Source organism: Streptomyces sp. NPDC047880 (assembly GCF_040706515.1).
Taxonomy (GTDB): domain Bacteria; phylum Actinomycetota; class Actinomycetes; order Streptomycetales; family Streptomycetaceae; genus Streptomyces.
The window spans coordinates 23,732-42,430 of the sequence record NZ_JBEZOK010000016.1; the positions used below are offsets into that span (position 1 = coordinate 23,732).

The 18,699-nt window shown below is 71.1% G+C and carries 17 protein-coding genes and 2 pseudogenes; 9 read left to right on the plus strand and 10 right to left on the minus strand.

What is annotated here, in order from left to right; all coding sequences use genetic code 11:
* Positions 1-118: 118 nt before the first annotated feature.
* Positions 119-1,348: a threonine ammonia-lyase gene (gene ilvA, locus AB0937_RS23260; protein ID WP_234845472.1), complete on the minus strand. Its 1,230-nt coding sequence runs from the start codon at positions 1,346-1,348 to the stop codon at positions 119-121.
* A 163-nt stretch (positions 1,349-1,511) separates the two neighbouring features.
* Here ilvA and AB0937_RS23265 point away from each other — a divergent pair, with 163 nt between their 5' ends.
* The 3 genes from AB0937_RS23265 to AB0937_RS23275 all read left to right on the plus strand — a co-directional run bounded on the left by AB0937_RS23265 (position 1,512) and on the right by AB0937_RS23275 (position 3,178).
* Positions 1,512-2,018: a MarR family transcriptional regulator gene (locus AB0937_RS23265; protein WP_366714243.1), complete on the plus strand. Its 507-nt coding sequence runs from the start codon at positions 1,512-1,514 to the stop codon at positions 2,016-2,018.
* Between the two features lie 385 nt (positions 2,019-2,403).
* The gene (locus tag AB0937_RS23270; RefSeq protein WP_366714113.1) at positions 2,404-2,904 is read left to right on the plus strand and encodes a sigma factor-like helix-turn-helix DNA-binding protein; all 501 of its coding nucleotides are present in this window, start codon (positions 2,404-2,406) and stop codon (positions 2,902-2,904) included.
* Between the two features lie 25 nt (positions 2,905-2,929).
* Positions 2,930-3,178, plus strand: a complete 249-nt coding sequence (locus AB0937_RS23275) for a hypothetical protein (RefSeq protein WP_366714114.1) — start codon at positions 2,930-2,932, stop codon at positions 3,176-3,178.
* Between the two features lie 37 nt (positions 3,179-3,215).
* On the opposite strand, the gene AB0937_RS23280 is transcribed toward AB0937_RS23275, so the two are convergent.
* Positions 3,216-4,370 (minus strand): cystathionine gamma-synthase, encoded by a 1,155-nt coding sequence (locus tag AB0937_RS23280; RefSeq protein ID WP_366714115.1) that lies wholly within the window; start codon positions 4,368-4,370, stop codon positions 3,216-3,218.
* 119 nt (positions 4,371-4,489) lie between these two features.
* Between AB0937_RS23280 and AB0937_RS23285 the strand changes: the two genes are divergently transcribed.
* The 5 genes from AB0937_RS23285 to AB0937_RS23305 all read left to right on the plus strand — a co-directional run bounded on the left by AB0937_RS23285 (position 4,490) and on the right by AB0937_RS23305 (position 8,706).
* Positions 4,490-5,611 carry a hypothetical protein gene (locus AB0937_RS23285; RefSeq protein WP_366714116.1) on the plus strand — a complete coding sequence of 374 codons (1,122 nt, stop codon included), beginning with the start codon at positions 4,490-4,492 and terminating at the stop codon, positions 5,609-5,611.
* Positions 5,612-5,692: 81 nt separating this feature from the next.
* Positions 5,693-6,361, plus strand: a complete 669-nt coding sequence (gene msrA / locus AB0937_RS23290) for a peptide-methionine (S)-S-oxide reductase MsrA (protein ID WP_366714117.1) — start codon at positions 5,693-5,695, stop codon at positions 6,359-6,361.
* Entirely contained in the window at positions 6,354-6,710 is a 357-nt protein-coding gene (locus tag AB0937_RS23295; protein WP_366714118.1) for a hypothetical protein, read from the plus strand. Before msrA ends, AB0937_RS23295 begins: the two co-directional genes overlap by 8 nt.
* A gap of 59 nt (positions 6,711-6,769) precedes the next feature.
* Complete coding sequence (locus AB0937_RS23300) at positions 6,770-7,885, plus strand: AI-2E family transporter (RefSeq protein ID WP_366714119.1); 1,116 nt, start codon at positions 6,770-6,772, stop codon at positions 7,883-7,885.
* 134 nt (positions 7,886-8,019) lie between these two features.
* A complete protein-coding gene (locus AB0937_RS23305) occupies positions 8,020-8,706 on the plus strand; it encodes a DUF4389 domain-containing protein (RefSeq protein ID WP_366714120.1) in 687 nt (228 codons plus the stop codon).
* Between the two features lie 135 nt (positions 8,707-8,841).
* Here AB0937_RS23305 and AB0937_RS23310 read toward each other — a convergent pair.
* The 3 genes and pseudogenes from AB0937_RS23310 to AB0937_RS23320 all read right to left on the minus strand — a co-directional run.
* Positions 8,842-9,474, minus strand: a pseudogene (locus AB0937_RS23310) (NAD(P)H-binding protein); the annotation flags it as partial.
* Between the two features lie 128 nt (positions 9,475-9,602).
* Complete coding sequence (locus AB0937_RS23315; protein ID WP_363118409.1) at positions 9,603-9,986, minus strand: VOC family protein; 384 nt, start codon at positions 9,984-9,986, stop codon at positions 9,603-9,605.
* A 146-nt stretch (positions 9,987-10,132) separates the two neighbouring features.
* A complete protein-coding gene (locus AB0937_RS23320) occupies positions 10,133-11,173 on the minus strand; it encodes an NAD(P)-dependent alcohol dehydrogenase (protein WP_366714121.1) in 1,041 nt (346 codons plus the stop codon).
* Positions 11,174-11,353: 180 nt separating this feature from the next.
* Here AB0937_RS23320 and AB0937_RS23325 point away from each other — a divergent pair, with 180 nt between their 5' ends.
* Positions 11,354-12,268, plus strand: a complete 915-nt coding sequence (locus AB0937_RS23325; protein ID WP_366714122.1) for a helix-turn-helix transcriptional regulator — start codon at positions 11,354-11,356, stop codon at positions 12,266-12,268.
* A 10-nt stretch (positions 12,269-12,278) separates the two neighbouring features.
* On the opposite strand, the gene AB0937_RS23330 is transcribed toward AB0937_RS23325, so the two are convergent.
* The 5 genes and pseudogenes from AB0937_RS23330 to AB0937_RS23350 form a co-directional block, all read right to left on the minus strand.
* Positions 12,279-12,791, minus strand: coding sequence for a hypothetical protein (locus tag AB0937_RS23330; protein WP_366714123.1), 513 nt, complete (start codon positions 12,789-12,791; stop codon positions 12,279-12,281).
* A gap of 77 nt (positions 12,792-12,868) precedes the next feature.
* Complete coding sequence (locus tag AB0937_RS23335) at positions 12,869-16,183, minus strand: S8 family serine peptidase (protein ID WP_366714244.1); 3,315 nt, start codon at positions 16,181-16,183, stop codon at positions 12,869-12,871.
* A 206-nt stretch (positions 16,184-16,389) separates the two neighbouring features.
* On the minus strand, positions 16,390-16,875 hold the full coding sequence (locus AB0937_RS23340) for an ATP-binding cassette domain-containing protein (RefSeq protein ID WP_366714124.1): 486 nt from the start codon (positions 16,873-16,875) through the stop codon (positions 16,390-16,392).
* Between the two features lie 40 nt (positions 16,876-16,915).
* Positions 16,916-17,235, minus strand: a pseudogene (locus AB0937_RS23345) (ABC transporter permease); the annotation flags it as partial.
* A 185-nt stretch (positions 17,236-17,420) separates the two neighbouring features.
* Complete coding sequence (locus tag AB0937_RS23350) at positions 17,421-18,680, minus strand: Ig-like domain-containing protein (RefSeq protein ID WP_366714125.1); 1,260 nt, start codon at positions 18,678-18,680, stop codon at positions 17,421-17,423.
* Positions 18,681-18,699 lie beyond the last annotated feature (19 nt).

Genomic DNA, 18,699 nt, shown 5'->3' on the forward strand with positions numbered 1-18,699 from the left:
TATCGCGTCTCACAATGAGTTTTTCCGCGTCGCTCTCCGTGAGACGAAAGGATCTTGACCGGGTCGGGGAAGAAACTTGACCGCGTCCGGGCGGCGTCGTGACCGGGCCGGGGCCCGCTCAGCCGATGACCGTGTAGCCCGCCTCGCGCAGCGCCTGACCCACCTCGACGCAGTGCGCCGGGCCCTTCGTCTCCAGGTGCAGCTCGACCTCCGCCTCCGTGAGCCCGAGCCGTGGGTCGGTTCGCACGTGGCTCACATCGAGGACGTTAGCGTCGACCACTGACAACACGCCCAGAAGAGTGGCAAGGGCACCGGGCCGGTCCGTCAGCCGCAGCCGGACCGCCAGGTAGCGGCCCTGCGCGGCCATGCCGTGCCGCAGCACCCGCTCCATCAGCACCGGATCGACGTTGCCGCCGGACAGCACCGCGACGACCGGGCCCTCGAAGGCGCCGGCATCGCTCAGCAGCGCAGCGACCGGACTCGCCCCGGCCGGCTCGACGACCAGCTTGGCCCGCTCCAGGCAGAGCAGCAGCGCGGCCGACAGCTCGTCCTCGCTGACCGTGCGCACCTCGTCGACCAGCTCGTCGATGATCCTGAACGGCACGTCGCCGGGACGCCCGACCTTGATGCCGTCGGCCATGGTCGCCGGATTCTCCACCGACACCGGCCGGCCCGCCGCCAGCGAGGGCGGGTAGGCCGCCGCGCCCGCCGCCTGCACGCCCACGACCCGGACCTCGGGCCGCAGCGCCTTCACCGCCACCGCGATGCCGGCGGCCAGCCCGCCCCCGCCGATGCCGACCAGGACCGTGCGGACCTCGGGGCACTGCTCCAGGATCTCCAGGCCCACCGTGCCCTGGCCCGCGATGATGTCGGGGTGGTCGAAGGGGTGGATGAACACGGCACCCGTCTCGGCCGCGTACTCCTGCGCGGCGGCCAGCGTCTCGTCGACCACCTGGCCGTGCAGCCGGACCTCCGCCCCGTAGTCCCGGGTGGCGCTCACCTTGGGCAGCGGAGCGCCCTTCGGCATGAACACCGTGGAGCGCACGCCCAGCAGGGAGGACGCGAGGGCGACGCCCTGCGCGTGGTTGCCGGCGCTCGCGGCGACGACACCGGCGGCACGCTCCTCCGGCAGCAGGCCCGCGATCCGGACGTACGCGCCGCGCAGCTTGAACGAGCCCGTCCGCTGGAGGTTCTCGCACTTGAGGTGCACCGGCGCACCGACCATCTGGGACAGGTGCCTGCTGCCCTCCATCGCGGTCACCCGCGCCACACCCGACAGCATCTTCTGCGCGCCGCGCACGTCGTCGAGGGTGACGGTCCGAAAGGAGTCAGCCGTGCTGTAGCTCATGACTCCAGCATCGCAGTTCACAGGCGGGAACGACCGTTGTGACCAACCTCCGAGACCCGCTTTGCGCAGCGCCGGTACGGCCTGCCGTCCGGCCGCGTACCCTGTCCCCCAATCTGCCAGCCCTCCACGAAGTGAGCCCCCGGCCATGCCCACAACACCTGAAATGTCGATGGACATGACGACCGTCGGTGACACCGGTCTTCTCGACACGCTGCAGCACGAGGTGGCGCTGTTCGCCCGCCGTGCCGAACAGACCCGGCTCGGCGGGGTCGGGCAGGTGCGCAACTCCATGGACCGCGCCGCCTATCTGCTGCTCAACCGTCTCGACAAGGAAGGCCCGATGGGCGTCAAGGCACTCGCCGCGAGCATGGGGATCGACTCCTCGACGGTCACCCGTCAGGTGGCTCCGCTCGTCGACACCGGTCTGGTGAAGCGCACCTCGCACCCCGAGGACGGGCGCGCGGTGGTGCTGCAGCTGTCCCCGCGCGGCCAGGCCCGCCTGGAGGAAGTGCGTTCCTCCCGGCGCCAGTTGATGGCCGAACTGACGCACGACTGGGAGCCCGAGGAGCGCGAGGCGTTCTGCGACCTCCTCACGCGCTTCAACACCGCGCTGTCCTCCCGGATGAGCGCGCAGGGGGTACCGGGGCCGGAGGCGCAGACGACGTCCTGAGCACCCTGCTGCCCGGCTTCCGGCCCTGAACGCCCCGCGGCACGGTCCGGACCGCGTCCCGAACACGCAGCGGCACGGCTCACGACCGCGCCCTGAACGCCCCGTGGAGCCGGCTCCCGGCTGCCCCCCCTAAACGCCCCGCGGCACGGTCCGGACCGCGTCGGGAACGCCCCGTGGCATGCCTCCCGACCACTCCCTGAAGCCCCCGCCGCCCCGCTGCCCATGCCCTCGGGCACGGCGACCGGCGCCGCACGCGCGCGTGGCACCGACCGAGCCGTGCGCGGCTCTTGACCGCGGGGCCGTCCCTGGCCTGATATGAGACCGGGCCCCCGACGCGCGCGGCCGGGGCCCGCATCCTCAGGGTCGCCGTCAGGCGGGAGGCGCGGTGCTGGAGCGGCATGCGTCCCGGGCAACCCGTCGCGCCCGGGAGTTCGAGGCGTTCGTCGCGGGCGCGGCCGGGCGGCTGCTGCACGCCGCCACGCTGCTCACCGCCGAGTCCCCCGACGACAACCCCCGCGCGCGGCGCCTGCTGACGCTGTCGCTGGCCCACACGTACGCGTGCTGGGACCGGCTGCACGGCGAGGATCCCTACGACCACACCCGCCGGCAACTGGCCACCCGCTTCGCGCGCGGCGCCTGGCACCACCACGGCGTGCTCGGCCGCTCCCGGCCGCACCCCGCGAGCCCTCTGGCGCCGCTCACCCCCCAGGAGCGGCTCATCCTGGTGCTCAGGCTCCACGAGGGTGTCGCCGAGGAGCAGACGGCGGCCCTGCTCGGACTGTCCCCGGAGCGCGTCCGGGCGATCGCGCACCGGGCGACATCCGCCCTGCTGCACCGCTCACGGGGCCCGGCGCCCGCGGTGACGGCCACGAAGGCGACGCCGTGAGCCCGCCCGGCGACCGGAGGCCGGCATGAGCGGGAACGACCGCGACGCGGCCGTACGGAGGCTTCTGCGGGGCCCGTCGCGGCCGGTGCCGCCCGAGATCCACGCGGAGGCGGTGCGCCGCGGCGGCCGCATGCTGCGGCGCAGGACGCTCGCCCGCCGCGCCATGTGGCTGCTGCTGTGCGCGGCGGCCGTGGCGTTCACGGTGTGGGCGCTGACGGCCCGCCCGTGGGTGGAGCCGCCGTCCGACACGACCCCACCCCTCACCGGCTGGTGACCCCGCGAGGGGGCCGGTCCGGGCCGGTGCGTCTCCTCTAGCCGAGTGCCTGCTGCAGGTCCTCGAGCAGGTCCTCGGCGTTCTCGATGCCGACGGACAGCCGCACCAGGTCGCCGGGGACCTCCAGGGCCGAGCCGGCCACGGAGGCGTGCGTCATGCGGCCGGGGTGCTCGATCAGCGACTCGACGCCGCCCAGCGACTCGCCCAGCGTGAAGATCTTCGCACGGTTGCAGACCTCGACGGCCGCCTCCTCGCCACCCTCGACGCGGAAGGAGACCATGCCGCCGTACGACTTCATCTGCTTGGCCGCGACCTCGTGACCGGGGTGCTCGGGCAGGCCCGGGTACAGCACGCTCGACACACGCGCGTGCCGGGTGAGCATGTCGGCGACCTTGGCCGCGTTCTCGCTGTGCCGGTCCATGCGGACCGAGAGGGTCTTGGTGCCGCGCAGCACCAGCCACGAGTCGAAGGGCCCGGCGACCGCGCCCATCGCGTTCTGGTGGAAGGCCAGTTCCTCGCCCAGGGCGGCGTCACCGGTGACCAGGGCGCCGCCGACGACGTCGGAGTGACCGCCCATGTACTTGGTCAGCGAGTGCACGACGACGTCCGCGCCCAGCGACAGCGGCTGCTGGAGGTAGGGCGTGGCGAAGGTGTTGTCGACGACGAGGCGCGCACCGGCGTCCCGGGCGACCTGTGCGACGGCGGCGATGTCGGTGATGCCGAGCAGCGGGTTGGAGGGCGTCTCCACCCAGACGACCTTGGTCTTCGGCGTGACGGCGGCCCGCACGGCGGCAGGGTCGCTGGTGTCGGCGACCGACCACTCGACGCCCCAGCGGGCGACGACCTTGGCGAACAGCCGGAACGTGCCGCCGTAGGCGTCGTTGGGGATGACCACGTGGTCGCCGGGGGCGAGCAGCGTGCGCAGCAGGCAGTCCTCGGCCGCCAGCCCGGACGCGAACGCGAGACCGCGGCGGCCGCCCTCCAGGGCGGCGAGGTTCTCCTCCAGCGCGGTCCTGGTGGGATTGGCGCTGCGGCTGTACTCGTAGCCGCCGCGCAGCCCGCCGACACCGTCCTGCTTGTAGGTGGAGACCTGGTAGATCGGCGGGACGACCGCGCCCGTCAGGGGGTCGGCGGTGTTGCCCGCGTGGATCGCGAGCGTCTCGAAGTGCTGACTGATGTGCCTGTCGCTCATGGGCACCGAGGGTAGTGCGCCGAAGCGCAGCGCGCCGGGGGACGGGGACGACGCGGGGTTTTCCACAGGTTCCGGGAGCAGGTTGGCCAATTGTCGGCGCGGTCTGGTTCGCTTGACGCATGGAGATTCTCTGGGTCCTGATCGCGCTGGTCATGCTGGGCTTCGTGCTGCTCCCCTTCCTGCGGCGAAAGCGCGGCGGTGCGATAGGGCTGGTCTCGCCCGACCACCCGGACGCCGCGGACCCGGCGAACTACGGCTTCGTCCTCGAGGAGGAGCTGGACATCCGCATGCCCGGCCCCGACCAGGACCTGCTGGACGTCCTGGACGTGGTGCAGCGCACGCAGGACCACCGCGCGGCGCAGCAGCTCCTGGCGGGCACGGAGACGGAGGGCGAGCGGCGCTGGCAGCGTGTGCAGGCCTTCGCGGGCGCGGCCTCGCTGGAGCTGTCACGGCGGCCGGGCGGGGTGAGCGAGGCGCCGGGCGGGCAGTGGCTGCGCGTGTGGCGGGCCGAAGCGCCCAAGGACGCGGGCGGTGCGGCGGTGCACGCCGAGTTCCTGGTACAGCAGGCGTGGCGTACGGCGACACCCGGGACGGACGAGTTCCGGATCATCATGGAAGAGGCGAGGACGGCGTGCGGCGAGGCAGCGCTGCTCGCCCCGGGTGATCCGATCCCGTACATCGTCGAGCTTTCGGTGGCCCGCGGCCTCGGCTACGCGCAGAAGGACTTCGAGCAGCTCTGGCTGAAGATCCTGGACCGCGCCCCGGCCCACATGGGGGCGCACCTGGCGGCGCTGCACTATTGGTGCGAGAAGTGGCACGGCTCGCGTGCGGAGGCCTACGCGTTCGCCGAGGCCGCGGCGGCCCGGGCGCCCCGGGGTTCCCTCCTGTCGGCGATGCCCCTCTTCGCGGTGTTCGAGCACCTGCCCGAGGTGACCCTCGTCGCGAGCTTCTGGCAGAGCGAGGTCGTCACCAAGGCGGTCCACGGCGCGCTGCACGCGGTGCATTCGGCCCGCCCCGACGACCCGATGCTCGCCCATGTCCGGCACATGCTGGTGTTCTTCCTGGTCCGCGGCGAGCGCTGGTCGGAGGCCATGAACCAGCTCGTGCACGTCGACGGCCACGTGGGCGCCCTGCCCTGGACCCTGTCGGCGGATCCGGCGGCGGAGTTCGCGGTGTACCGGGCCCTGGCGGTGGCGGGCTACGAGGCGAACGGCGGCAGCCCGGCGAGCCTGCCGCACTGAGCCGCGCCCGGGGCCGGGACCGGCCGGAATTCCGGACGCCACCGGCACGTTGACGTGGGCGTCGCCCCGATTGGAGCCCGCATGTTCCTGTACAGCCGTACGCCCCAGCTGCCGACTCCCGAGCAGGCGCTGCGCGGCCGCCCCGAGCCGGTGTTCACGGTCCCCGACCGCCACACCGTCCTGGGCAACCCGCTGCTCGGCCCCTACCCCGACGGCCTGGAGACCGCCGACTTCGGCCTGGGCTGCTTCTGGGGCGCCGAGCGCGCGTTCTGGCGGCTCCCCGCCGGTGTCTGGACGACCCTCGTCGGCTACCAGGGCGGCCACACCGAGAACCCCACCTACGAGGAGGTCTGCTCGGGCCTGACCGGCCACACCGAGGTCGTACGCGTGGTCTTCGACCCGGAGCAGATCTCGTACGAGCGCCTGCTGAAGACGTTCTGGGAGTCCCACGACCCCACGCAGGGCTTCCGCCAGGGCAACGACGTGGGCACGCAGTACCGTTCGGCGGTCTACACCCACACCCCCGAGCAGGAGGCCACCGCCAAGTCCTCCCGCGAGGCGTACCGGAAGGTCCTCACGTCCTCCGGCCACGGCGACATCACCACGGAGATCGTCACGGCGCAGGGCCGCCCCTTCTACCCGGCGGAGGGCTACCACCAGCAGTACCTCGACAAGAACCCCGCGGGCTACTGCGGCATCGGCGGCACAGGGGTGTCCTGCCCGATCGGTGTGGCGAGGGCCGATGGCTGACCCAGCGGCCCCCGCGGACTCCTCGGACTCCGCCATGAGCCTCGGCGGCGGCTGGATCTTCGAGGAAGGACTGCGGCCGTTCTGCGAGTCGGTGGCGGAGTTCTGCGGCTACGACTTCGGCGACGCGGACTGGCAGGCCGTCGAGAACGCCCTCGCCGGGACGGACGTGGAGAGGCCCGACGGCTGGTACGACTACCCCCTGGCGGGCCGGGTGCCGATGACCCTGCTGGTCGCGGCCGACCCCGGCTCGTCCGTCGTCTTCGTCCGCCTCACGGGAGAACCCGACGACCGCACACGGGCCCGGATCGAGGCGGCCCTGCACATCTTCAGCATGTACACCGTCCGCTGACGGCCCGCTTCCGGGACACGGGGCTCTGCGGGCGCGGGCTCAGCCCGTAAGGTGCCTGCGTGACTGCGCCTCTGAGTTCCGACAGATCCCGTGCCGCGCTGCGGATATCCGCGCGGGTCTCCGCCGAGTTGCTGCTGGTGTTCGCCGTGTCGGCCGTGGCGTTGTGGTTGCTGGGCCGGATGTGGTCGGTGGTGTGGCCGCTCGTGGTCGGGCTGCTGCTGACCACGCTGACCTGGCCCGCGGCCCGGCTCCTGCGCCGGCGCGGATGGCCGCCCGCGCTGGCCGCGTCGGTCGTGACCGTGCTGTTCCTGCTGGTCGCCGCCGGTGTGGTGGCGCTGATCGCGGTGCCCGTGGCGTCCCAGTCAGGGGAGTTGACCGACGGGGTCGTCAAGGGGATCCAGCAGCTGCGCGAGTGGGCGGCCGGGCCGCCGCTGAACATCGGGGACGCGCAGATCAACCAGGCCTTCGACAGCGCGGTCTCCCGCGCCCAGGAGGGCGTCGGCAGCATGGTGGGCGCGGTCGTCACCGGGGTGAGCACCGTGGTGAACGGTGTCGTCACCGCCGTCCTCGCGCTCTTCCTGATGTTCTTCTTCCTCAAGGACGGCCCGCGGTTCCTGCCGTGGCTGTCCCGCCAGCTGCCCGGCCGGCTCGCCACCGACGTCCCGACCGTGTGCGCACGCGGCTGGGACACCCTGGGCGCCTTCGTACGGTCCCAGGCGGCCGTCGGTCTGCTCGATGCCGTCCTGATCGGGATCGGCCTGTGGGTCCTGGGCGTGCCGCTGGTGCTGCCGCTGGCGGTGCTGACCTTCGTCTCGGCGTTCGTGCCGATCATCGGCGCCCTGTTCGCGGGCTTCGTCGCGGTGCTCATCGCGCTCGTCTCCAACGGTGTGACGGACGCGCTGATCGTGCTGGTCATCATCGTCGTGGTGCAGCAACTGGAGGGCAACGTCTTCCAGCCCATGCTGCAGAGCCGCGGGCTGGGCCTGCACGCGGCCGTCGTCCTGCTGGCGGTGACCCTGGGCGGCAACCTGGCCGGCATCGTGGGCAGCCTGCTCGCCGTGCCCGTGGCCGCGCTGATCGCGGTGGTGTGGAACTACGTGCGCGAGCAGCTCGCCGATCCGGAAGCCGAAGCGGGCACGGAGGAGCCGGACGCCGGGGCCGCCGTCCCGTCCTGAGGGGCCCGTAACCGGAGCCGGCGGAGCGGGAGCCGGAAGCCGGGCGGCCGGGCGGCCGGGCACGCGAACGGCCCCGTCCAGGTCGCGGGGCCGCCCCCCGCTTGCGAATCTGCAGGCGAGAGGAGTGCCGCCTCATGATTCCTGCCACCGCGTCACCCGTACGTCTGGAAGCGTCCGTCGATCCCCGCCTGTCCCGGTGGATGTGGCTGGTGAAGTGGCTGCTCGCCATCCCGCACTACATCGTGCTGTTCTTCCTGTGGATCGCGTTCGTCGTCGTGACGGTGATCGCCTTCTTCGCCATCCTGTTCACCGCCCGCTACCCGCGCCCCCTGTTCGACTTCAGCGTCGGAGTGCTGCGCTGGAACTGGCGGGTCGGCTACTACGCCCACACCGTGCTCGGCACCGACCGGTACCCGCCGTTCACCCTCGCCGACGTGCCCGACTACCCGGCGCGCTTCGACGTCGTCTACCCCGAGCGGCTGTCCCGCGGGCTGGTGCTGGTCAAGTGGTGGCTGCTGGCGATCCCGCAGTACATCGTCGTCGCGATGATCGTCGGGGGCGGCTGGGGCGACGAGGACGACTGGCGGGGCGCCGGGCTGCTGCCCTTCCTCTCGCTGGTCGCCGTGGTCATCCTGCTCTTCACCGCCCGCTACCCGCGGCCGCTCTTCGACTTCCTGACCGGCCTCGCCCGCTGGGCGGCCCGGGTGGCGGCCTACGCCGCGCTGCTGACGGACGAGTACCCGCCGTTCCGGCTCGACCAGGGCGGGCAGGAACGCTCGGCGGCGGCACCGCCACCGGCCGACCCGCTGGCCAAGGCCTGAGCCCGCGAAGGGCGAAATCCGCAGCGGAAGCGTTTCCTCCCGCCCTACGCTCCCTGGCACGGTTCTCAGACGAGCGTTACAGCTGATCATGGTTTTCGCCCTGGCCCTCGCGGGGACGGTCCAGGGCGGAGCGAGGCGGCGCCTGCCGCGCAGGCGGAGGCAGGGGCGGGCCAGGGCGGCCAGGCCGTACTGGTGCGGCCCGGCCAGATCGGGGACCAGGCCGGAGGGCGCGCCGAGGGTCAGTTCCGTGAGGCGGGCTGCGACCTCGCGCGCGTCGACCGGCTGGAGCCTGAGGCCGCCGGGGACGGGGAAGACCGGCAGCTTCGCCGTCTTCTCGACCATCGTCAGCGCGAGGTCGTGGAACTGGGCCGCGCGCAGGGTCGTCCACGGGATACCCGAGCCTGCGACGGCCCGCTCCGTCTCCAGCTTCGTCCGCATCCAGGCCAGCGGGACCCGGTCGGCGCCGGTGACCGAGGAGTAGACCGAGTGCCGGACGCCCGCCCGGGCCGCGGCGCCCTCCAGGGCGCGGGTCGCCTCGTCGTCGCCCTTGGGGCCGCCCGCCAGATGCAGCACGGTCTCCGTGCCCGCCACTGCGGCCTCCACCCCTTCATCCTTCAGCAGATCGCCCGTGACGTACTCGACGCCGTCCGCGGCGGGGCGGCCGTGCCGGGTGAGGTTCCGCACGTGGTGGCCGGAAGCACGCAGCAGCGGGACGACGTGGGCGCCGAGGGTGCCCGTGCCGCCGGTGACCAGGATCGGTGATGTCATGACCGCTCCCCAGCTCTTCGTCGGCTGTCGACCGGCGTCCTCGTCGGTCGGTGTCGCCTTCGCCGGTATGACGGACGGCGGCGCGACGATGTGACGAGCCGGGGGGGGCAGTCGCAGGTGCGGGCGGCTCAGCCGCCGCTGCCGTAGGGCCTCGTGATGATCTCCAGACGGTGGCCGTCGGGGTCGTCGAAGTAGGCCCCACGGCCGCCGTCGTTGTGGTTGATCTCCCCCGGGCGGCTGTGGAACGGGTCCGCCCAGTAGGTCAGTCCTGCTTCCCGGATACGGCCGAAGATCTCGTCGAACTCCTCCTCCGAGACGAGGAAGGCGTAGTGCTGCGGCGTGATGGCGCCGGGGCTGTCCATGAAGTCGAGCGTCACGCCGTTGGGGATCTCGACCGGGAGGAAGGGGCCGTACGGCGGGCTCACGTCGAGTCCCAGGAGGTCGGCGAGGAACCGGGCCGAGGCGCGTTTGTCGTGGGCGACGACGATGGTGTGGTTCAGCTGCACGGTCATGGTGGGCCTCCCCTGCGTACCCGGCGAACCCCTCTGGTGCACTCCCCCACGTGTACCCCGGGTGCGGCCGGCCGTGCATCACGAAAGCCCCGAGGGCTCCGGCGCGCGGCCGGGGCCCTCGGGGCCGCTGCACAGGAGGTGCGGCGTCAGATCGTCGCCGTGTCGATCACGAACCGGTAGCGCACGTCGCTCGACTGGACCCGCTCGTACGCCTCGTTGATCTGGTCGGCGCGGATCAGCTCGATCTCGGCGCCGAGACCGTGCCCGGCGCAGAAGTCCAGCATCTCCTGGGTCTCGGCGATGCCGCCGATCATGGAACCGGCGAGGGTCTTGCCGCCGCCGATCACCGAGAAGAGGTTGAGGGAGACGGGCTCCTCGGGGGCGCCGACGTTGGCCAGCGTGCCCTCGGTCTTCAGCAGCGACAGATAGGCGTTGAAGTCCAGCGGGGCGGACACCGTGGACACGATCAGGTCGAACGTGCCGGCCAGCTCCTCGAAGGTCTTCGGGTCGCTGGTCGCGTAGTAGTGGTCAGCGCCCAGCCGCAGGCCGTCCTCCTGCTTGCGCAGGGACTGCGACAGCACGGTCACCTCGGCGCCGAGCGCGTGGGCGATCTTGACGCCCATGTGGCCGAGGCCTCCCAGGCCGACGATCGCGATCTTCTTGCCGGGGCCGGCACCGAAGCGCCGGAGCGGGGAGTAGAGGGTGATGCCGGCGCAGAGCAGCGGCGCGGCGACGTCGAGGGAGAGGCCGTCGGGGATGCGGACGACGAAGTTCTCGTCGACGACGACGTTCTGCGAGTAGCCGCCGTAGGTGGGCTCGCCGTCCTTGCCGATGCCGTTGTACGTCGGGACGTTGCCCTGCACGCAGTACTGCTCCCGGCCGGCCTTGCAGTTCTCGCACTCGCGGCAGGAGTCGACCATGCAGCCGACGCCCACGCGGTCGCCGACGGCGAACTTCGTGACGCCCGGGCCGACCGCGGAGACGACACCGGCTATCTCGTGGCCGGGGACCATCGGGAAGATCGCCTCGCCCCAGCCCTCCTGGGCCTGGTGGATGTCGGAGTGACAGATGCCGGCGAACTTGATGTCGATCAGGACGTCGAACTCGCGGATCTCGCGGCGCTCGATGGTGGTGCGCTCCAGCGGAGCCTTGGGGGCGGGAGCGGCGTACGCAGCAACAGTGGTCATGCCGGGGGTTCTCCTAGCGGGGTTGTGCGCCCGGCCGCCTTCAGGATCTTCTGACCGGGCACGACCACCAGCGTGCCCGGTCCGCGAGGACTCACCCAGACCACGGTTTTGCGTACGCACACGGTGCGTACCACTGGCGGGGTCAGGCTCGTGTGCGTACGACCGTGAATACTGGACGGCATGGACGAACAGCCCGAACCCGCGCGGACGGCCGGTGGCGGCCTGGACCGGCGTGCCGAGCTCAGCGAGTTCATGCGCACCCGGCGGGCACGGCTGAAGCCCGAGGACGTGGGACTGCCCGACTTCGGGCGGCGGCGCGTGCCCGGGCTGCGCCGCGAGGAGCTGGCGCAGCTGGCCGGGGTGTCCGTGGCGTACTACACACGGCTGGAGCAGGGCAACGGCCGCAACGTCTCGGCGGAGGTGCTGGACGCGATCGCGCGTGCCCTGCGGCTGAGCGACGCCGAGCACGCGCACCTGACGCATCTGGCGAAGCCGAAGCAGCACAAGAAGAAGCCGGTGGCGCGCAGCCAGCAGGTGCGGCCGGCGCTGCGGCATCTGCTGGACTCGATCGAGAGCGTGCCCGCGTACATCGTCGGACGCCGCTCCGACATCCTGGCCTGGAACCGGATGGCGTCGGCCCTGTTCGGCGACTGGGCGGAGGTGCCGGCCCAGGAGCGGAACTGGGCGCGGATGGTGTTCCTCAGGCCCGACTACCGCGAGCTGTTCGTGGAGTGGGAGCAGAAGGCGTCCGACATCGTCGGCTATCTGCGCATGGACGCGGGCTGCCACCCGGACGACCCGCGGCTGTCGTCCCTCGTGGGTGAACTCTCGGTGAAGAGCGAGGAGTTCCGCCGCCTCTGGGCCGCCCACGACGTCAAGGAGAAGAGCTACGGCGTCAAGCGCATGCGCCACCCCCTGGTCGGCGACCTGACCCTCTCCTTCGAGACGTTCCGCCTGGTCGACGACGGCGAGCAGTCCCTGATCACCTACCACGCGGAACCAGGCACCCCCTCGGCGGAGGCTCTGCGCCTCCTGGCCAGCTGGGGCGCGGACGCGACCCGCTCCGGAACCAGGGCTTCGACGCCGTCGGACTGAGCCCGCGCGCTCAGTCGGTGACCCCGAGGTCCTCCCGCATCAGCCTGCGCATCGCGGACAGCCTCGGCTCGGCCTCCTTCAGCTCGCGAAGGGCCCCTTCCGCGCTCTCGCCCTCCCGGGCCACGCCCCGGTCGAGCCGCTTGACCGCCGCGTCGATGCCCGCGAGGACCTCGTTCACGGACCGCGAGGCCTCCAGGATGCGCTCCGGCACGATCATCTGGGCCTCGGCGTACCGGTCCCGGTAGTCGCGCCGGGTCTCTTCGAGCCGATCGCGCTCGGCGTCGCCGTAGACCCCGTCGCGGATGCGGTGCAGGGCGTCCTTCAGGAGTGTGTGGAACTGGCGCGAGGCCCTGTTCATCGCCGTGTACGCGTCTCTGCGCTCCTCGAAGCGCCGCCGCCGCTCGTCGGCCCGGCTCTCCTCGTCCCGCTGCCGGGCGGAGAGCCGCTGGCCGAGCACCGGCGCGAAGAGTGTGCCGAGGACGCCCACGACGGCGGTGATCATGGCGGTCACTGCGGCGGTCATGCGAGGACCCTACTGACGCGACGGGCCCGCCGGAAGCCGAGGCTTCCGGCGGGCCGTCAAAGCGGGCGCGCTACCGCTTACTTGCCGTAGTACGCGTTGTAGATCGAGATCGTCGACTTGTTGCCCTTCTTGTCGGCGATCTTGGCGTGGAAGGAGATGCCCTTCCCCTTCGCCGGGTTCTTGACGCTGACCTTGCCGTCCTTGACGGTGAGCTTCTTCCAGGTCTTGCCGTAGTCGTACGACACGTAGACCGACAGCGACTTCAGGTTGCTGCCCTTGGCCGCGCCCTCGACGGTGACCGGGACCTTGACGGTCTTGTCGGCCGGGGCCTTGCTGCCCAGGTCCGTGGCCGCGAGGAAGCGGGCCGTGGAGACGGGCAGCTTCGTGATGCCGCTGGTCTTCTTCGAGCGGAACGTCCAGCCGGCGTCGACCCGGGTGGAGGCCGCCGCGACCTTGACGCTGCGCTTGACCGACGTCGTCAGCTTGTACTCGGCGTCGGCGGCCGGGACCTTGAACTGCTTCTCACCGAACAGCGGGTCGTCGTTGCTGCCGACCTTGGTGCCGTTGCGGTAGAGGGTCGTGTCGACCGCGGAGAACTGCGAGTAGCCCACGTTGCCCTTGCCGTCGGCGAACAGCGGCAGGGAACCGTAGATCTGGTTGCCCTCACGGATGACGCCGAAGTCGCCGGTCAGACGCGGCCCGAAGACGGCCGTGTTGACGGTCTTGGAGTAGCTCTTGCCGGCGGCGTACTTCTGCGAGCCCAGCGCGTAGGCGGCCTCGTCGACCGGGAACCCGTCCGCGTCCACACCGCCGGACTGGTTGAACTCGAGCTGCCACTTCACGCCGCCCTGGGCGGACAGGTGCAGGGTCCGGGTGCCGGGCAGGGTCTGCAGGATGCCGATCGAGGAGGCGCTGCTGCTCCACGGCAGCCAGCCCACCGCGTTGATCACGCCCTTCTTGCCGCCCGCCGAGGCGCCGAGGCCGGCCTTCACCGTGGCGAGTTCGCTCGCCTTGTAGTGCTTGGTGAATCCGGTGGCGAGCTGCTTGACCGGGCCGCCGGCGATGACGTCGTACTCCTCCTTGCCGCCCTTGGACCAGTGGCCGTCCCACTGCTGGGTCAGCGAACCGTCGGTGATCTGCGGGCCGACGTGGGCGCTGCGGAAGTTGTCGTAGGAGTCCAGCCACCAGCCGAAGCCCCAGCTGCTGTCACCGGATTCCACCGTGTAGTCGGCCGAGGCGAACTCCGACTTGACGCCCGTGGCCGGGACCGTGATGTCGACCGGCTTGGCCTTGCGGGCGTCCAGCGTGATCGTGCTGTTCTTGGTGACGTTCAGCTTGGGCTGGGCGAGCCAGTCGGCGCCCTCGTACTTCTCCGGGTCGTCGCCCACGTAGATGTTCGTGTTGAGGACGTAGGTGCCCTTGGGAACCCGGGTGGTGACGGTGCCGTCCTCGTCGTACGGCGCGGCCCCCTTGCCCTTGCCCAGGCCGGCTATGCCGGTCAGGTCGGCGCTGTAGTTCTTCGCGGCCTTGCCGTCGCGGTCGAGGAACTTCAGCGTCACGTCGTACGACTCGACCTCGCGCTGCACCGCCGCCGCCGTGCGGACCGTCTGGCCGCCGCCCGTCGCCGTGACGTACGCCGAGTACGCGCCGTCGACCGTGCCGCCCAGCTTGGTGTTGACGGTGAACGGCACGGAGGCCTTGCCGCCGGCCGGGACCGTCACCGAGGTGGCGCCGAGCTTGAAGAACCCGGCGGGGACGGCCTGGCCCTTGGGGTTGGTGGCCGTCGACGCCAGCTTCAGCGTGACGTCCTTCGTACCGAGGTTGCGGTACGTCAGCTCCTTGGTGACCGGCTTGTCGTCGGTGTGCGGCCACTGCTGCACCCCGAAACTCACCGAGACCGACTCGGCGATCACGGACTGCTTGATGGCCCTGTCGACCTGGATCCGGCCCGAACCCTGCTGGAACGGGGTGTACTTCCCGCCCTTGGTGGAGCCGGTGAGGGCACCCTTCAGCTCGGCGTACTTCCAGTCCGGGTGCTGCTGCTTGAGGATCGCCGCCGCGCCCGCGACGTGCGGGGTCGCCATCGACGTACCGGAGATCGTCATGTAGCCCGCCGGCTTCTCGCCGACCTCCTGGGCTATCTGGTTGCCCGGGGCGGAGGCCGCGGTGATGTCCACGCCGGGTGCGGTCACGTCGGGCTTGAGGGCGCCGTCCATGCCGGGGCCGCGGCTGGAGAAGTCGGCGAGCTTGTCCTTGTCGTCGACCGCGCCGACGGTGAGGGCCGCGGCGGCGCTGCCCGGGGAGCCGATGGTCTGCTCGCCGAAGTCGCCCTCGTTGCCGGCCGCGATGGCGAACAGGACGCCCTTCTCGGCGGACAGCTTGTTCACCGCCGCTTCCAGCGGATCAATGGCGGGCGTGTCACCACCGCCCAGGCTCATGTTGATGACGTCGGCGCCCTCGGCGGCCGCCCACTCCATGCCGGCGAGGACCTCGGAGTCGCTGCCGAAGCCGCCGTCGTCGAGGACCTTGCCGTTGAGGATCTTCGCGCCGGGCGCGACGCCCTTGTACTTGCCGCCGGACTTCTTGCCGGTGCCGGCCGCGATGGAGGCGACGTGCGTGCCGTGGCCGACCTTGTCGGAGGCGTCGGGCGAGGTGGTGAAGTTCTTGGCGCCGGCCACCTGACCCTTGAGGTCGTCGTGGGTGGCGTCGACACCGGTGTCCAGCACGGCGATCTTGGTGCCCTTGCCGTCGAAGCCGGCCGCCCACGCCTTGGGCGCGCCGATCTGCGGGACGGACTTGTCGAGGCTGGCCTTGCGGACGCCGTCGAGCCAGACGTGCGCGATGCCGGAGGCGGTCTTCTCCCCGTCGGTGACCGCGTCCCAGAGCTCGGGCGCGTCCTGCTGCGGCGTCTGCACCGCGTCCGCGTTCACGGACTTCAGCGCGTGGCGCAGGGTGCCGGCCTCGCGGACGTCGGCCTTGGTGGCCGCGGCGCTGCCCCGGTAGCCGACGATGACCTTCAGGCCCTTCTTCTGGGCCTTGCGGGTGGCGGACTTGTTCAGCTCGGTGACGTCGAAGAGCCGCTGGTCGAGCTTGCCCGTGGCGACCAGGCGGGCCGCGTCGGCCGGGATGACGAGGGTGTGACCGTCGACCTTGCGGACCTGGGCGGGTACGTTCTCACGGCCCTTGGCGTGCTCCAGGCCGATGACACGGCCCTTGGCGTCCAGGACGACCCGGTCTCCGGTGATCAGTGTGATGCGGTGCTTGGCGGTCAGGGATGCCGGCTCGGCGGACGCCGCCGCCTGCTCGCCGTTGGCCGACGCCGGGCTGGTCATGCCCGCCGCCAGGGCCACGGCCGCCGCTGTGGCGACCGTGGCCGCGCATGCCCTTTTCACTTGTCTGCGCAAGTTTCCCCCTTGCAGAAGAACCGGGTGAATTCCCTGTTCACCCGGCCGGGGGTGGTCTCGTACGCATGCACGCACACCCCCGGGATACGCAGTATGCCGACGGGTGATCAGGTGCTCAATAGATGAGAGGACGGTAAGAAATCCGTCGGCCGACTGTTACACAGCCGTCGGAACTCCGTTACAGGGCCGCATGGTTACGCAAGTGCGTTCTCCTTGGCAGGGATTCGGCGCTTGCGGATCGTCGCCACGTGCGGCGCCTTGCCCGCTGTCGCCGAGTCGTGGGTGACGACGAGATTTCCGGTGGGTTCGTCGGCGAGCAGCACCTTCGGCCGTTTCACCAGGGCCCGGGCGATGGCCACGCGTTGTCGCTGACCGCCGGACATCTCGCCGGGAAGATAGGCGAGTCGCTCGCTGAGGCCGACCGACTTCAGTGCCTCGGCGGCCTGTTCGCGTCGCTGTTTCGCTTCACGCCGAGGGGGACGAGTGCGGTCTCCACGTTTTCCTTCGCGGTGAGCGGCGGGATGAGGTTGAAGGACCGGAAGACGAAGCCGATGCTTTCGCTTCTGACCCGGGTCAGTCGTGTCTCCGGCAGCGCGGGCGACGTCGGTGCCGTCCAGGACGACCTGTCCGGAGGTGGGGCGGTCCAGGCCGCCGGGCATCTGGAGCAGCGTGGATTGCATGTGGGGCTCCTGGCGTCGTCCTGGAGTGAAGGCGGTGCCGCTACTCGACTCGGCGCAGTGCGTCCGCCGGGCGCGGCCGGGAGGCCCGCCGGCCGCCGAAGGCCCCTGCGATCAGTCCGCCCGTCACGGCCAGGGCCACGGCGAGGGCCATGGTCGTCAGGCCGACCGGGGCGGTGAGGGCGGCGTCGAGGGTCCTCGTGGCCGCCGCCCGGCCCGGGCCGCCGAAGCCGCCCGAGAAGCCCTCGCCTCCACCACTCCCGCCCAACCGGGCCCGCAGCGTGGGACTCACGGCCCGGCCGTCACGGCGTAGGCGCCCGCCAGGCCGAGCGCGATCCCCAGCACACCGCCCACCAGGCCGTTGCCCCCCGCACAGCGACTGCAGGGTGAAGAACCTGGCCGCAAGCCAGGCACGGTCCGCGAGGGGGGCTTGAGCCGCGCACAAGAGGTGGATGAGAACAGCAAAAAGGCCGCCGCCCACCCCACGCGCGGGATGGGCGGCGGCCTTTTCGTCCGGTGAAGCCTCGGTGCGTGGAACCGGCGGACCGTCAGACCGCCGAGCCGGCCTTCCAGTCGGCCCAGCTCATGTTCCAGCCGTTGAGGCCGTTGTCCGGCGCGACGGTCTTGTCGCCGGTGTTCTGGACGACCACCACGTCACCGAGCATCGAGTTCTTGAAGAACCACGCACCCGGGGTGTTCGGGTCGTTGGCGCCCTTGGCGTCCTGCAGACCGACGCAGCCGTGGCTGGTGTTCACGCTGCCGAAGATGGACTTCGCGCCCCAGTAGTTGCCGTGGATGAACGTGCCCGAGCTGGAGAGGCGGATGGCGTGCGGCACGTCCTTGATGTCGTACTCGCCCTTGCCGTCGTCGTCCGTGAAGCCCACGGTCGCGCCGTTCATGCGCGTCTCCTTGAACTTCTCGGACATCACCATGATGCCCTCGTAGGTCTTGTTCTCGGGCGAGCCGGCGGAGATCGGGATCGTGCGGACGGTCTTGCCGTCCTGCGTGATCTTCATCTGCTTGGTCTTCGCGTCGACGTACGAGACCTGGTTGCGGCCGATCTTGAAGGTGACCGTCTTCTGCTGGACGCCGAAGACGCCCTTGGCTCCCTCGACACCGTCGAGCGCGAGCTTCAGCGTGACGGTGGAGCCTTCCTTCCAGTAGTCCTCGGGACGGCAGTCCACGCGGTTGGCGTTGAACCAGTGGCAGGCGACCTCCTGGCCGCTGGTCGTGCTGACCTTGATGCCCTTCTGGACCGCGGCCTTGTTGGTGATCGCCTTGTCGAAGTTGATCGAGACCGGCATGCCGACGCCGACGGTGGTGCCGTCGTCCGGCGTGAAGTTGCCGATGAAGCTGTTGGCCGGGGAGACCGTGGTGAACGAGGCGTTCTCGTGGGCCACGCGACCGTCGGAGTCCTTCGCCTCGGCCGACAGCTTGTAGGTGGTGGACCGCTCCAGCTGGGCGGTCGGCTTCCAGCTGGTCTTGTCCGCGGATATCTGGCCGCTCACCTCGGTGCCCTCGGACGTCGTCATCTTGACGTCCGTGAGCGTGCCCTTGCTCACGGTGACGGCGGCGGAGTTGTTGATGGAGGCGTTGTCGGAGCCGTCCTCGGGCGTGATCTTGATCTGGGCCTCGGAGGTCTTCTTCGCCGCGGCCTCGTCGACCTTCGACTGCGAGCTGTCGCCGCCGCCGGAGGCGTCGTCGTCACCGCCGGAACAGGCCGAGAGCACCAGAACCCCGCCGAGCAGTGCGGACGCGACCGTCAGGCCTTTGCGCCGCTTGCTGACCGTCATCACACGCTTCTCCATCGTTGCGATTTCCCCAAAC

Bases quoted from the DNA above. Each gene is read 5' to 3' on its own strand.
- msrA (WP_366714117.1), top strand. From the start codon at position 5,693: ATGTTCCTGTACAGCCGTACGCCCCAGCTGCCGACTCCCGAGCAGGCG.
- AB0937_RS23280 (WP_366714115.1), bottom strand. From the start codon at position 4,370: ATGAGCGACAGGCACATCAGTCAGCACTTCGAGACGCTCGCGATCCAC.
- AB0937_RS23330 (WP_366714123.1), bottom strand. From the start codon at position 12,791: ATGACCGCCGCAGTGACCGCCATGATCACCGCCGTCGTGGGCGTCCTC.
- AB0937_RS23340 (WP_366714124.1), bottom strand. From the start codon at position 16,875: ATGCAATCCACGCTGCTCCAGATGCCCGGCGGCCTGGACCGCCCCACC.
- ilvA (WP_234845472.1), bottom strand. From the start codon at position 1,348: ATGAGCTACAGCACGGCTGACTCCTTTCGGACCGTCACCCTCGACGAC.
- AB0937_RS23315 (WP_363118409.1), bottom strand. From the start codon at position 9,986: ATGACCGTGCAGCTGAACCACACCATCGTCGTCGCCCACGACAAACGC.
- AB0937_RS23350 (WP_366714125.1), bottom strand. From the start codon at position 18,680: ATGGAGAAGCGTGTGATGACGGTCAGCAAGCGGCGCAAAGGCCTGACG.
- AB0937_RS23295 (WP_366714118.1), top strand. From the start codon at position 6,354: ATGGCTGACCCAGCGGCCCCCGCGGACTCCTCGGACTCCGCCATGAGC.
- AB0937_RS23325 (WP_366714122.1), top strand. From the start codon at position 11,354: ATGGACGAACAGCCCGAACCCGCGCGGACGGCCGGTGGCGGCCTGGAC.
- AB0937_RS23275 (WP_366714114.1), top strand. From the start codon at position 2,930: ATGAGCGGGAACGACCGCGACGCGGCCGTACGGAGGCTTCTGCGGGGC.
- AB0937_RS23285 (WP_366714116.1), top strand. From the start codon at position 4,490: ATGGAGATTCTCTGGGTCCTGATCGCGCTGGTCATGCTGGGCTTCGTG.
- AB0937_RS23305 (WP_366714120.1), top strand. From the start codon at position 8,020: ATGATTCCTGCCACCGCGTCACCCGTACGTCTGGAAGCGTCCGTCGAT.
- AB0937_RS23320 (WP_366714121.1), bottom strand. From the start codon at position 11,173: ATGACCACTGTTGCTGCGTACGCCGCTCCCGCCCCCAAGGCTCCGCTG.
- AB0937_RS23265 (WP_366714243.1), top strand. From the start codon at position 1,512: ATGTCGATGGACATGACGACCGTCGGTGACACCGGTCTTCTCGACACG.